Origin of the sequence: Streptococcus equinus (genome assembly GCF_900104225.1) — a bacterium.
Taxonomy (GTDB): domain Bacteria; phylum Bacillota; class Bacilli; order Lactobacillales; family Streptococcaceae; genus Streptococcus; species Streptococcus equinus_D.
The window spans coordinates 536472-551052 of the sequence record NZ_FNJK01000001.1; the positions used below are offsets into that span (position 1 = coordinate 536472).

Sequence of the window (14581 nt, forward strand, 5' to 3'; positions counted from 1 at the left end):
GTATTATTAAATAGCTATTGATTTAATTTTTTAAAGAAATAAATATTTTTTCAGTTTTTTCAGAAAATTTACGTGAAATAGGTTGACTTTCATTGCTTTGAGTTGTAAAATAAATCTTGCACAATTCAGAATTATCTGAAAATTGAAAGTTTATTTAGAAAGAGGTCTGGTTTATGACTGAAAACGCAGAACAACAGTCGACCTGGCGCACTAAATTTAAAGCACTCGGCCCTGGTATTCTAATGGCATCCGCTGCCGTCGGCGGTTCACACATTGTTTCTTCAACTCAAGCAGGAGCTATCTACGGATGGCAATTAGCTCTGATTATTATTTTGATTAACATTTTCAAATACCCATTTTTCCGTTTTGGTTCACAATACACAATGGAAAATAATAAGAGCTTGATTGAAGGATATGCTGAAAAAGGAAAAGGTTGGCTCGCCATTTTCTTCATTTTGAATGTTTTTTCAGCAATTGTTAACACTGCAGGTGTTGGTATTCTATGTGCAGCTATTTTGTATAACGTATTTCCAAATGGATTGGGAATGAGTATCTCACAATTGACTACCATTATCGTTGTGATTATCTGGGCAATGTTGCTCATCGGTGGTTACCGCTTCCTTGATTCACTTGCAAAATGGGTAATGACTGCTTTGACTGTTGCGACTGTTCTTGCGGTAGTTATTGCTTTGTTTAAACATCGTGAATATGCCCCAAACTTTGAAGCACCTACACCATGGCGCATGGCCGCATTACCATTTATTGTTTCATTAATGGGATGGATGCCATGTCCGATTGAAATTTCAGCCATTAACTCAATGTGGTCTGTCGAAAAACGTAAAACCGTCAATATGTCTGAAGATGATGCTGTTTTCGACTTCAATATTGGCTATATCGGAACAGCAATCCTTGCTCTTATCTTCTGTGCTCTTGGTGCTTTGATTCAATTTGGCTCAGGAGAAGAAGTACAAGGAGCATCAGCAGCTTACATCGCTCAATTCGTTAATATGTATGCCAAAGTTCTTGGTCAATGGTCTCGTTTCTTGATTACCTTAATCGCCTTCCTATGTATCTTTGGTACAGTTATTACCGTTATTGATGGTTACTCTCGTGCCAATAACGAATCTCTTCGTTTGTTGCTCGGTAAAAAAGAATCATCTCAAAAAGCACTTTACATCTGGATGACTGTAACAGCAGCTGTCGGTCTTGTAATTGTTTACCTATTTGCTGGTAACGTTGCAACAATGCTTCGCTTTGCGATGATTGCATCATTTATTACAACACCGTTCTTTGGTTATTTGAACTATTCATTGGTCAACAACAAAGAACATCAAATCAAACCTTGGTTGAAAGTTCTATCAATCATTGGTCTTATTTACTTATTTGGTTTTGCTTTATTCTTTATCGTTGCGTGGTTAACTGGTAATATTTAAAGCTTACTATTTCATGAAATGCGAACTCTCTAAAAAACAACACCTTTTCTCCCTTGGGTGTTGTTTTGTTGTATATAAATATATTTATGTAAATTAAAAACTAAGCACCTTTTAAAGCGATAAAGCTGAAAAGCAATACACAAAAACTCCCTCTATAAAATAGAAGGAGTTTAAACATCATTGATAAGATTTATTTAACAAATGCATTGATTTCTTTTTCGATGTTAGCAATTTTAGCTTCAGCATCGGCAAGATCTTTACCAACAGTTGCAAAGTAGAATTTGATTTTTGGTTCAGTACCTGAAGGACGAACTGCAATCCAAGAATCATCTGCAAGAGTGTATTTCAAGACGTTGCTTGGTGGTGTTGTCAATTTTTCAACGCCAGCTGCGCTTGTAGCTGTTTGAGCCAAGAAGTCTTCAGTTTTAACGACATCAGTTGCATTAAATTGAACCGGAGCGTTGTCACGGAATTTATCCATGATTTTCTTGATTTCTGCAGCACCGTCAACACCGCTAAGAGTTACAGAAATTGTTTTTTCTGCGAAGTAACCATATTCTTTGTAGATTTCTTCGATACCATCAGCAAGTGTCAAACCACGAGAACGGTAGTAAGCAGCGATTTCAGCTACAATAAGAACAGCTTGAACGGCATCTTTATCACGTACGAAAGGTTTGATGAGGTAACCGAAGCTTTCTTCAAAACCAAACATGTAAGTGTGGTTGTGTTTTTCTTCAAATTCTTGAATTTTTTCAGCGATGAATTTGAAACCAGTCAAGACGTTAAACATTTTAGCGCCGTAACTTTCAGCAATTTTAGTAACCAATTCAGTAGATACAATTGATTTTGCTAAAGCTGCGTTTTCTGGAAGAGTTCCAGCAGTTTTGTGTGCTTCAAGAATGTATTTAGCGATGATAGCACCGATTTGGTTACCTGAAAGGTTGCGGTATGAACCATCTGCTTGACGAATTTCAACACCAAGACGGTCAGCATCTGGGTCAGTTGCAACAAGAACATCAGCATCGACTTTACGTCCAAGTTCTTCAGCAAGTGCAAATGCTTCTTGGTTTTCAGGGTTTGGTGATTTTACAGTTGAGAAGTCTGGATCTGGAACAGCTTGAGCTTCAACAACTTGAACTGATTCAAAACCAGCTTGAGCAAGCGCACGACGTGCAAGCATTTCACCTGTACCGTGAAGTGGAGTGTAGACAATTTTCATGTCTTTACCGTATTCATCAATCAATTTTTGGTTGATGTTAACATCTTTAACTTCTTTAAGGTATTCAGCATCGACATTTTCACCGATAACTTCAATAAGACCAGAAGCTTTGCTTTCTTCAAGGTCAGCTAATTCGATAGCAAATGGATCATCGATAGCGCGAATGAAATTAGTCAAAGCATCAGCATCAGCAGGTGGCATTTGTCCACCATCTTCACCGTAAACTTTATATCCGTTAAATGGTGCTGGGTTGTGACTTGCAGTAACCATGATACCAGCGAATGTACCAAGGTGACGAACAGCAAATGACAATTCTGGAGTTGGGCGAAGTGATTCAAAAACATAAGCTTTAATGCCGTGTTTTGCTAAAACTTGAGCTGATTCAAAAGCAAATTCAGGTGAGAAGTGACGTGAATCGTAAGCGATAGCAACACCACGTTTTTTAACGTCTTCACCTTTTGTTTCGATAAGTTTTGCAAGACCTTCAGTAGCTTGGCGTACTACATAAACGTTGATACGGTTTGTACCAGCGCCAATAACCCCACGCATACCTGCTGTACCAAACTCAAGGTTTGTGTAAAAAGCATCTTCTTTTGTCTTTTCGTCCATGGCTAACAATTCTTCACGGAGATAGTCGGGAAGCCCCGCAAAATCGAGCCATTTTTGATAGTTTTCAGTGTAAGTCATTAATGGAACTCCTTTTTATGATCTTATAAACGCTTTCATTATACCACTTTGTAAATTATTTTTCTAGTAAAAATTTAATATTGGTGAAAATATTGTTAAATCAAGCTTTCTAAGCATTTTTTGTAAGTTACGCAAACGTTTGTGTTAGGTAAAAATTAACCAAGTTTTTTACTTCATGTCATTAAAAAACCACGGTTTTCCCGTGATTTTCATTATTTATGATTTGATTTTCTGTAATCTTGGAACAATTGCAAGTGTCAAAATTGCTGAAATAATCATTTCTGCAATTGCGTTTGTTCCGAAAACAACAGCAAGAAGCGCTTTAATGTCTCCGCTATATACGTTAGCAAAAAGTAAGAAGATGCCTCCTAAAACAAAAATTGTATTTGTCATTGAACCAATAGCGCCGGCGATAACAATACCAAATTTATTGTGAAGCCATTTGTAAACAAAATATGGTGTGATACCAATCAAGATACGTGGCACCATAGCAATAATCAGTGATGAAAGATTACCATTCTCAACAAATGGAGAGAAAAGATAACTTGTTGGTAATAGAGTCAAAGTATTGACTGTGACACTGATAACCCCCATTAAAGCACCGAGTGTGGCACCAATTCTCGGTCCGTAAACAATAGAAGCAATGATTACTGGAACATGAACAAGGGTTGGTTTGATTGGCACAGGCCAAAGGTTAAAGACAAGACTTGTTAAAAAATTAATAACAAGCATGATAGCAAAGAAAATTGCAACTGTAGCAATATTACTTGCTGCTTTATTGTTTTTCATAACTCCTCCTAAAGGACGACTTTTTTCGACTTTTCTTTCAAAAGCCCAATACATTATACAAATTTACAAGTGTCTTGACAAGAGTAAAATTTAAAGATTTTTTTCTATACGTTCAATGATGGCGTCAAGCTCAGCTAGCGCACCGCGCCCAATATCTCCACAGGCTAATAAACTTGAACGAGGCTCGATTTCTTCAAAGCCAACTTCTTTTAATATAGCTAGATTACGCTGTGTGAGTGGATTTTCGTACATTTTTGTGTTCATAGCTGGCGCGATTAATTTTGGTGTATCGGATGGCAAAGCAAGAGCAGTAGCTGTAACCATATTGTCAGCCATACCGTGTGCTAGTTTTGCTAAAGTATTAGCTGAAGCAGGGGCAAGGACAAATAAATCTGCTTTTTTAGCCAATTCAATATGATTAACGCTTTTTGGATCACCTTCAGTCATCACATCAAGATGGACAGCGTTTTTTGATAGCACTTGAAGTGTTAGTGGCGTAATAAAATCAGTAGCAGCTTTTGTCATTAAAACATGAACATCGTAGCCTTGTTTCGTTAATTGATTAGTTAAATCTGCTGCTTTATAGGCAGAGATACTACCTGAAACAGCAAGTAAAATCGTTTTAGTCATGATTGGTCACCCTTTCAAAAATCAAGCTAGCAATACTTTCTTTAGTATCAGCTTCATAAACATTTGACTCATCTAACATGTAAGCGTGATGGTGATTTCCATCAATCTCTGTCAAATCATTTGCAACGATGTATTGTGCTTTGTTTTTTTGCAAGCTCTCACGCGCAACAGCAAAAAGTTCCTCTTTGCTGACACCAACCAACAATTTAAAGCCGATTAAAGTAATATCTGGATTCCACGTTTTTACCAAAGAAATCACTTTTGGTGTTTTTTTCAAAAAAAGCACTTGATAATCTTCCTTAGAAGAAATCTTAGTTTCAGTATTATGACGTTGCAACAAATCAGAAACATTGTTGGTATTTTCAACTTCATTAAGACCAGTCATATAGACAGGAGTATAATCAGAAACCGCCATGCTATGAATAAAAACATCGTGGTTTTTGACTAGTGGTTCAAGTGTTGTCAGTAAACTTTCAACATTTGTAATAGTATGTACAGTCAAAAGAGGATGCTCGTTTGGTTTGACAGCTTGTTTAGTTGTCACCAAAGTAACTTGATAACCTTTTTCTAAAAAAATTTCTGCAATATGTTTTCCTAAGGATCCTGTAGCGTGATTGGTAATGCCACGAACGGAATCTATTTTTTCGGTGGTTCCACCGGATGTAATTAAAATTTTCATAGACTTATTTTACACAAAAACGTTTTTTTCGTAAATTGTTTAAGTTGTTTTTTATCTCAAAAAATAGTTTTTTAACTCTTTCATATGCTAAAATACGAACAATTTCATGACTTTTGCTTTAGAAGTTTGAATGATAAAATAATTGAACTTAGTAGTAACCAAATATCAGTAAAATGCCAGATTAACAATGCTTTGAGAGTTCACAAAACGTTCTTAGTTATAAAGAATAACTATAACTATTGATAAAAATAATTGTTTTGCATTGGTAAAACACGAACATTAATAATTATTTTAATAAATATCGTGCGTTTTTGAAAAAGTGTGTTATAATGTTTTTATCAATCAAAAAATATCAGAGGAGAGTCCCCGTGAAATCAGATATCGAAATTGCACAAAGCGTAGAGCTTAAACCAATCACAGAAGTTGTTGAAAAAGTTGGTATCACATTTGATGATATTGAACTCTATGGTAAATATAAAGCAAAATTATCATTTGATAAAATCAAATCTGTTCAAGAAAACAAACCAGGTAAACTTGTTCTTGTCACAGCTATCAACCCAACACCAGCTGGTGAAGGTAAATCAACAATGTCTATCGGTCTTGCTGATGCCTTAAACAAAATCGGTAAGAAAACAATGCTTGCTTTGCGTGAACCATCTCTCGGACCTGTAATGGGGATTAAAGGTGGTGCTGCAGGTGGTGGTTATGCCCAAGTACTTCCTATGGAAGATATCAACCTTCACTTTACAGGTGATATGCACGCTATCACAACAGCTAACAATGCTCTTTCAGCAATTATTGATAACCACCTTCATCAGGGTAACGAACTCGGCATTGACCAACGTCGTATTATTTGGAAACGCGTTGTCGATCTTAATGACCGCGCCCTCCGTCATGTAACAGTTGGTCTTGGTAGCCCAGTTAATGGTATTCCACGTGAGGATGGTTTTGATATCACTGTTGCTTCAGAAATCATGGCAATCTTGTGTTTAGCAACTGATATTAAAGATTTGAAAGAACGTTTGGCTAACATTGTTGTTGCTTACCGTTACGACCGTACACCAGTTTACGTGCGTGACCTTAAAGTAGAAGGTGCTTTGACTCTTATCCTTAAAGATGCTATTAAACCAAACCTTGTTCAAACAATCTATGGAACACCAGCCTTCGTTCATGGTGGACCATTTGCCAATATCGCACACGGTTGTAACTCTGTTCTTGCCACAACAACAGCCCTTCACTTAGCTGATTACACTATCACAGAAGCTGGTTTTGGTGCTGATCTTGGTGCTGAAAAATTCTTTGATATTAAAACACCAAATCTTCCAACAACACCAGATGCGGTTGTTATTGTTGCGACAATTCGTGCCCTTAAAATGCATGGTGGCGTAGCAAAAGCTGATCTTGGCGAAGAAAATGTTGAAGCAGTACGTGCTGGATTTGCTAACCTTAAACGTCACGTTGAAAATGTCCGTAAATTTGGTGTTCCAGCAGTTGTTGCTATTAACGAATTTGTTGCTGATACAGAAGCTGAAATTGCTGCACTTAAAGAACTTTGTGCCGAAATCGATGTTCCAGTAGAACTTGCTAGCGTTTGGGCAAACGGAGCTGACGGTGGTGTTGATCTTGCTAACGCCGTTGTAAACGCCGTTGAAAATGGAAATGCAAACTACAAACGCCTTTACTCAGATGACCAAAGTCTCGAAGAAAAAGTAACAAAAATCGTTACTGAAATCTATGGTGGTAACAAAGTTATCTTTGGTAAAAAAGCTAAAAACCAATTGAAACAATTTGCTCAATTTGGTTGGGATAAATTGCCAGTATGTATGGCCAAAACACAATATAGCTTCTCTGATAATCCAACACTTCTTGGAGCGCCAGAAGGATTTGATATTACAATCCGTGAGTTTGTACCAAAAACTGGTGCAGGATTTATTGTTGCTCTAACAGGTGATGTTATGACAATGCCTGGTCTTCCGAAAAAACCAGCAGCACTTAATATGGATGTTGCCGAAGACGGAACTGCTATTGGATTATTCTAATTTAATACATATATAGATGAAGTCGGCTTTTAGCCGGCTTTTTCTGTCTTCCAGAAAAGGACATAATGTAAAGTATGATATAATAGTAGCAAATGAAAAAGGACGACACGGGAGGTTATGATTATCGACAATAAAAGCACAAATAAAATCAAAGCAATACGTTTATTAGATAAAAGCCGTCGCAGTTTTCTTCGGGGAATTTTTAGTCGAACGACTGTCATTTCTATTCTCCTAATTTTACAACTGTTGTTTATTATTGCATCATTTGTATGGTTAGATCAATATCGCATTTGGGTTGCCATTATTGAGCGTGCTCTTGCAATTGCTGCTGTACTATACTTGGTTAATAGCGAGATGGATGCTTTATCTCGTGTCACTTGGTTAATTTTGGTTATGATTGCCCCTTTGTTAGGGTCGTTGTTTCTTATTTATACCAAACTTGACTGGGGATATCGTGGTCTCAAGCTTCGCATGAATCATTTGGTTGATGCTAGCAGTCAGTATTTGCAAGATAATCTTGAAACTTTGCGAGTTTTAAAAAGCAATACCTCAACAACTTATCATTTGGTTCAATATTTTGACCGTAGCCGAGGAGATTTTCCAGCCTATCAAAATACAGAAGTAACCTATTTCCCAACGGGAGAAGCGTTTTTCGATGAACTTAAAAAACAACTACTTAAGGCTGAAGAATATATTTTCATGGAATTTTTCATCATCGCAGAAGGGGTCATGTGGGGTGAAATTCTTCGAATTTTAGAGCAAAAAGTCAGAGAAGGGGTTGAAGTTCGTGTTCTCTACGACGGTATGATTGAATTTTCAACCTTATCATTTGACTATACACAACGCTTGGAAAAAATCGGTATTAAGGCCAAAGCCTTTTCACCGATTTCACCATTTATCTCAACTTATTACAATTATCGTGACCACCGAAAAATTATTGTTATCGATGGTAAAGTTGGTTTCACAGGTGGTGTGAATTTAGCTGATGAATACATTAATAAAATCAATCGTTTTGGTCACTGGAAAGATACGGCACTGATGATTGAAGGTGAAGCAGTTGATAGCTTCTTGGTTCTTTTCCTTCAAATGTGGTCAATTACTGAGCGCCAGATGGTGGTTAAGCCTTATCTTGCAAAACATGATAAAAAACGCAAGGCAAACGGCTACGTCATCCCTTATGGCGATTCGCCGCTTGATACGGATAAAATTGGTGAGAATGTCTACATCGATATTCTTAACCACGCCAGAGAATATGTCTATATCATGACACCTTATTTGATATTAGACAGTGAAATGGAACACGCTCTTTGTTTTGCGGCTGAACGTGGTGTAGATGTCAGAATCATCATGCCAGGTATTCCAGATAAAAAAGTTCCTTATATGCTAGCTAAAACATACTTTAACAAACTTATGCGCTCTGGCGTTAAAATTTATCTCTACACACCTGGTTTTGTTCACGCCAAAGTTTTTATCAGCGATGATAGCAAAGCAGTAGTCGGTACGATTAATCTCGATTACCGTAGTTTATACCATCATTTTGAATGTGCTACTTACATGTACAAAGTCGATGCTATCCGTGATATTTACGACGATTGCATTCAAACCATGCGAAAAAGTAAGCGCGTAACACAAGAAATGCTCGACAACCGACCAGCTCACGAAAAACTTATCGGATTACTTGTCAAAACCATCGCACCGTTGATGTAGGAGTAACTCTTTGCAAATCCTACTATCTATGGTATAATCATTTACATGCGATGAGCCGAATTAACTCGATTTGAGAGTTTATTTGCGCAAGAGGAGGTCATTCTAGTTCAACTAGAAACGCAGGAGCGGACTTTGGCAATCTGTGTGAACCTTTTTGCCACATTCAGTTTTGAATGCCTCAATCCCTTACCATTTTGGTAGGGGATTTTTTTGTTTTCAAAATATTTTTAAAATTAAATAAAATTCAGTCTTTTCTTTTATTCTAAAAAATTGTATAATGTAGCTACTATAAATTTTTAGAAAATTGAGAATAGTATACTATTTTCCAGGAAGAGGTATTGAAATGGGCTATACAGTCGCTGTCGTTGGTGCCACAGGTGCCGTTGGAACTCGCATGATTCAACAATTAGAACAATCAACACTCCCTATTGACAAAGTACGTCTTTTGTCATCTTCACGTTCTGCTGGGAAAGTTTTGAAGTATAAGGGACAAGATGTTACTGTTGAATTAACAACTGAAGATTCATTTGAAGGCGTTGATATTGCTCTTTTCTCTGCAGGTGGTTCTGTTTCTGCAAAATTCGCTCCATACGCTGTTAAAGCAGGAGCAGTTGTTGTCGATAACACATCTTATTTCCGTCAAAATCCAGATGTGCCACTTGTCGTACCTGAAGTCAATGCACACGCCTTAGACGCACATAACGGTATTATTGCTTGTCCAAACTGTTCAACTATCCAAATGATGGTTGCTTTGGAACCAGTTCGTCAAAAATGGGGCTTAAGCCGTATCATCGTATCAACATACCAAGCCGTATCAGGTGCAGGTCAATCAGCTATTAACGAAACACTTCGCGAAATCAAAGAAGTTGTTAATGATGGCCTAGAACCTAAAGACGTTCATGCTGATATTTTGCCATGTGGTGGTGATAAGAAACATTTCCCAATCGCATTTAACGCTCTAGCACAAATTGATGTTTTCACTGATAATGACTACACTTACGAAGAAATGAAAATGACAAACGAAACTAAGAAAATCATGGAAGAGCCTGAACTTCCAGTTTCTGCAACATGTGTTCGTGTGCCAGTTCTCTTCTCACACTCAGAATCAGTTTACATCGAAACAAAAGAAGTAGCTCCAATTGAAGAAGTGAAAGCAGCTATTGCAGCTTTCCCAGGTGCAGTTCTTGAAGACGATGTAGCTAACCAAGTTTACCCACAAGCAGCTAATGCTGTCGGCAAACGTGAAACATTCGTTGGACGTATCCGTAAAGATTTGGATGTTGAAAATGGTATTCATATGTGGGTTGTTTCAGACAACCTTCTTAAAGGTGCTGCTTGGAACTCAGTTCAAATCGCTGAAACCCTCCACGAACGTGGACTTGTACACCCAACAAAAGAGCTTAAATTCGAACTCAAATAATAACTCAAGCCAGTTTCTCTTAGAAACTGGTCTTTGAGCATATTTAATCAATTAGGTTTTACATTCTTAGACAAAGAGGGAGATTATTATGTCTATTGAAGATTTAAGAGATGTCAAAATCATCACCGCGATGATTACCCCATTTAACGCAGATGGCTCAATTAATTTTGATGCACTGCCAAAACTTGTTGAACACTTACTAGCACACCATACAGATGCGCTCTTGTTGGCAGGGACAACTGCTGAAAGTCCAACATTGACACACGATGAAGAATTGGAACTTTTTGCAGCTGTTCAAAAAATCGTTAAAGGTCGTGTGCCTTTGATTGCAGGCGTTGGTACTAATGATACACGTGACTCAATCGAGTTTGCGCGTGAGGTAGCTGCCTTTGGTGGTTTTGCTGCGGGGCTTGCTATCGTTCCTTATTACAACAAACCATCTCAAGAAGGTATGTATCAACACTTCAAAGCCATTGCGGATGCCAGTGACCTTCCAATTATCATTTACAACATTCCAGGTCGTGTCGTTGTCGAAATGACTCCAGAAACAATGCTACGTTTAGCAGAACATCCAAATATTATCGGTGTTAAAGAATGCACAAGTCTTGCTAACATGGCATATCTTATTGAACACAAACCAGATAATTTCTTAATCTTTACTGGTGAAGACGGAGATGCTTTTCATGCTATGAACCTTGGTGCTGATGGGGTTATCTCAGTTGCTTCTCACGTTAACGGTGATGAAATGCATGAAATGTTGACAGCTATTGAAAATAGCGATATTAAAAAAGCAGCTGCTATTCAACGTCAGTTCATTCCGAAAGTTAATGCCTTGTTCTCATACCCAAGTCCAGCACCTGTTAAAGCTGTCTTGAATTATCTTGGCTTTGAAACAGGTCCTCTACGTCTTCCTTTGGTATGTTGCCCACCAGAAGACGCTAAACGTATTATCAATGTTGTTATTGATGGCGATGTGGAAGCTACTAAAGAAACCGTTACAGGTGTTTTACGCCCTGATTATTAATTGACTATTTGAAACAACTATAAAACTCTAGAGATGGTCTCTGGAGTTTTATTTTGTATGTTGCTTAGCTATTAGCGCTAATGTTTCCTGAAGATGTTTGTCATTAGGAAGTTTAATAAATTGCTTCTCGGCTGAAGAAAGATAATTAGTCTCTAAATAATTGATTTTATTGGTAAATTTGAGATCTCCTAGATGGTGATTTGGTGGAAGTTCAAGCACCAAACCTTGAAGAGAAGTACTAAAATGCTCAATAGCCGGAAATTGCGCTAGCATGGCTTCAGCTTTGTAGTTTTGCTTGTGAAAAACTTGTTTAAGATAGTTGAGATTTTTCTCAAACAGACCACTATCTAGATAAAGCGAAAGTGCCTTTTGCATAATAAGATTAGTATCATAATCAATCATCTTTTTGTGATCAAGAAAAGCTTGTGTTAAGGCAGATGGCAAAATAATGCTACCTAAGCGCAAAGCTGGGAAAATCGTCATTGAAAACGATTTTAGGTAAATGACATGACCCGAAGTATCATAATAATGAAGTGGTAGATCCGTTGATTTTGCAAAATCTCCCATATAATCATCTTCTATAATATAAACATCGTATCGCTTAGCTAGTTCAACAATTTTCTGTTTCTCACTGGTTGAATAAGACAAGCCAAGCGGATTAGAAAAACGTGAAATAGTGTAGAAGAACTTGATATTGCCTGTTTTAAACAAGTTTTCCAACTTCGTTAGATTTATTCCGTCAAAATCACGCTCAATTGTGCGATAAGGCAAATTAAGCGACCGGACCAAATCAATCATACGATGATATGTCGGTTGTTCCAAGAGAATGGTTTCCTTGTGATTTGGAAAGTGTACTTGAGAAAGGATATACAGAGCCTGTTGTGTTCCAGATGTTACTAAAATATTTTCTTTTTTAGCGTAAATAGCACTTTTTTCAAGGTAAATCTGCAAAGAATGAATCAATTCTTGCAACCCTTCTTGTTGGTAGTAGTAGTTGAAGAGATAATTTTCACGATTGACAAGCGTTTCTGTTAAACAAGTTGTAAAATCCTCGTAAGCCATATTATTGTAGTCAGATAAGCTAAGATTTAAGGGGGATTCTTTCTGATTTTTTCCTTCAAGAACGTAATACCCACTCTTTTCAACAGCATAAATATAATTTTTGAATTTTAATTCTAACAAAGCACGTTGAACCGTATCTTTACTACAATGATAGCTTTGGCTCAAACGACGAATCGATGGAATACGATCTCCTTTTTGCAATTGGCCGCTTTCAATTTGACTGATAATCGATGTGATAATGTCTTGGTATTTACTTGTCATAATCTGTCCCCATACAGTTCTTTATGATACCTATTGTATAATAAATTGAATTTTCTTACAATATTTCTAAACTCTTAATTTAAACCCTTTTCTTCTTGATAAATTGGGTTTTAAACAAGATTAGAAAGTTGTTTATTATGAATCATCTAACACAATCCGTGATTGTTGCTAATGACATTGTTGGGGTTGGGAAAGTCGCCTTATCAAGTGCTTTACCTGTTTTATCAGCTTGCCAAATTGAAGTTATGCCGATACCGACTGTTCTTTTGTCATCACACACGGGTGGTTTTGACAACATTAGCATCATAGATTTAACTCAGGCTAGCGAGGGCTTTATCAAACAGTGGGAGATGCTTGATTTTCCTTGTCATGGAGTGATTACAGGCTATTTTAAAACTCAAAAGCAATTGCACTTGCTATCTGAATTTGCTGCTGAAAATCATCTTCCACGTTTTGTAGACCCTATCATGGCTGATAACGGGCGCTTGTATGCTGGTTATCAGGAAGATTTTGTCTTAGCCATGCGTGATTTTTGTAGAAATGCCGATGTGATCACGCCAAATATCACTGAAGCTTGTCTCTTAGCTGATTGTCCTTATCTTGGTGAGTCTTACAGCAAAGCAGATATTGAGCAGCTGTTTCGAGCACTAGTACCCCTTCATAATAAACACATTATTTTAACAGGGGTTTCTTTTGAAAATGACAAAATTGGTTTAGCTCATTTTGATTGTAATAGTGGGCGTATCTCTTATCATTTTTCAAAAAAATATCCTTATCATTTCTTCGGAACTGGTGACTTGTTAACGGCAGTTCTTGGTGCTGGCTATTTTCATGGATTAGCTTTAGATGATGTCACCAGCCTTGCCTTAGCTTTTATTGACAAATCTTTGCAAAGAACTTTGGCATTGAAACGCAATTTACGCTTTGGACTATCTTTTGAGCCTTTTTTAACTGATTTAGCCCTACAAATGAAACAATTAATAGAGGAAAAAGCATGAAAAATCTTACCACACGTCAACTTGTTGAACTTAGTTTTTATTCAGCCTTAATTTTTATTAGTGTACAATTTTTACGTATCCCATTAGGCGCTCAATTTGTCCATTTTGGCAATGCTTTAGTAGTTGTGGCTGTTTTATTGTTTGGCTCAAAAATCGGCGCTCTAGTCGCCTCTATCGGCCTAGGATTGTTTGATGTGCTTAATGGTTACGCAGCAGAAGTCTGGATTACCATTTTAGAATCCTTAATTGTTTGTTTAGTTCTTCATTTTGTTTTTGAAAAACTGTTGCATTCTGATACTAAAACACGCAATGTGATCATTGTTGGGGTCGTAGCTGCCATTACAAAAATCATTAGTAACCTTGTTAAATATACTTTGATTAATAGTCTTGTGGGTGGTCTTCATTTGCAAGTAGCCTTTTTGACAGCTTTGGTTAAAATCGGTGGGACATTTGGTTCAGCGCTTGTCACAATTATTTCTGTGCCAATTTTATACCCAATCTTAAAACAATTCTTCATTCCAGAAAAAAGCCACGCTAAAGCTATCTCTGATTAAATCACAAAAGCCTTTTAAAAAGGCTTTTTAGTTTGCGTTTTCAACAGCTAAAGTCATTGCTTTAGCGCTTAAAGTCATG

Annotated in this window: 12 protein-coding genes; 7 read left to right on the plus strand and 5 right to left on the minus strand. The window is 37.1% G+C overall.

The features are described 5' to 3' along the window. Positions 1 to 173: 173 nt before the first annotated feature. Positions 174 to 1433 (plus strand): NRAMP family divalent metal transporter, encoded by a 1260-nt coding sequence (locus BLP98_RS02595; RefSeq protein ID WP_074481763.1) that lies wholly within the window; start codon positions 174 to 176, stop codon positions 1431 to 1433. A 190-nt stretch (positions 1434 to 1623) separates the two neighbouring features. Here the strand turns inward: BLP98_RS02595 and BLP98_RS02600 are convergent, their stop codons facing one another. From BLP98_RS02600 to BLP98_RS02615, 4 genes are all read right to left on the minus strand, one after another. Next, positions 1624 to 3339: a phospho-sugar mutase gene (locus tag BLP98_RS02600; RefSeq protein WP_074481764.1), complete on the minus strand. Its 1716-nt coding sequence runs from the start codon at positions 3337 to 3339 to the stop codon at positions 1624 to 1626. A gap of 216 nt (positions 3340 to 3555) precedes the next feature. Further along, positions 3556 to 4128, minus strand: a complete 573-nt coding sequence (locus tag BLP98_RS02605) for an ECF transporter S component (protein WP_074481765.1) — start codon at positions 4126 to 4128, stop codon at positions 3556 to 3558. 90 nt (positions 4129 to 4218) lie between these two features. Next, positions 4219 to 4758, minus strand: a complete 540-nt coding sequence (coaC, locus tag BLP98_RS02610; protein WP_074481766.1) for a phosphopantothenoylcysteine decarboxylase — start codon at positions 4756 to 4758, stop codon at positions 4219 to 4221. Then, positions 4751 to 5437, minus strand: a complete 687-nt coding sequence (locus tag BLP98_RS02615) for a phosphopantothenate--cysteine ligase (RefSeq protein WP_074481767.1) — start codon at positions 5435 to 5437, stop codon at positions 4751 to 4753. Before BLP98_RS02615 ends, coaC begins: the two co-directional genes overlap by 8 nt. Positions 5438 to 5805: 368 nt before the next feature. Here BLP98_RS02615 and BLP98_RS02620 point away from each other — a divergent pair, with 368 nt between their 5' ends. The 4 genes from BLP98_RS02620 to dapA all read left to right on the plus strand — a co-directional run bounded on the left by BLP98_RS02620 (position 5806) and on the right by dapA (position 11627). Beyond that, entirely contained in the window at positions 5806 to 7476 is a 1671-nt protein-coding gene (locus BLP98_RS02620; protein ID WP_074481768.1) for a formate--tetrahydrofolate ligase, read from the plus strand. Positions 7477 to 7593: 117 nt separating this feature from the next. Further along, a complete protein-coding gene (gene cls / locus BLP98_RS02625) occupies positions 7594 to 9183 on the plus strand; it encodes a cardiolipin synthase (protein WP_074481769.1) in 1590 nt (529 codons plus the stop codon). Between the two features lie 343 nt (positions 9184 to 9526). After that, complete coding sequence (locus tag BLP98_RS02630; RefSeq protein ID WP_074481770.1) at positions 9527 to 10603, plus strand: aspartate-semialdehyde dehydrogenase; 1077 nt, start codon at positions 9527 to 9529, stop codon at positions 10601 to 10603. An 88-nt stretch (positions 10604 to 10691) separates the two neighbouring features. Beyond that, positions 10692 to 11627: a 4-hydroxy-tetrahydrodipicolinate synthase gene (gene dapA, locus BLP98_RS02635; protein WP_074481771.1), complete on the plus strand. Its 936-nt coding sequence runs from the start codon at positions 10692 to 10694 to the stop codon at positions 11625 to 11627. 48 nt (positions 11628 to 11675) lie between these two features. On the opposite strand, the gene BLP98_RS02640 is transcribed toward dapA, so the two are convergent. Continuing rightward, complete coding sequence (locus tag BLP98_RS02640; protein ID WP_074481772.1) at positions 11676 to 12950, minus strand: aminotransferase-like domain-containing protein; 1275 nt, start codon at positions 12948 to 12950, stop codon at positions 11676 to 11678. Positions 12951 to 13087: 137 nt separating this feature from the next. Here BLP98_RS02640 and BLP98_RS02645 point away from each other — a divergent pair, with 137 nt between their 5' ends. Both BLP98_RS02645 and BLP98_RS02650 read left to right on the plus strand, forming a co-directional pair. Beyond that, positions 13088 to 13948: a pyridoxamine kinase gene (locus BLP98_RS02645; protein WP_074481773.1), complete on the plus strand. Its 861-nt coding sequence runs from the start codon at positions 13088 to 13090 to the stop codon at positions 13946 to 13948. Continuing rightward, on the plus strand, positions 13945 to 14502 hold the full coding sequence (locus BLP98_RS02650) for an ECF transporter S component (RefSeq protein ID WP_074481774.1): 558 nt from the start codon (positions 13945 to 13947) through the stop codon (positions 14500 to 14502). The genes BLP98_RS02645 and BLP98_RS02650 overlap by 4 nt, the downstream gene beginning before the upstream one ends. Positions 14503 to 14581 lie beyond the last annotated feature (79 nt).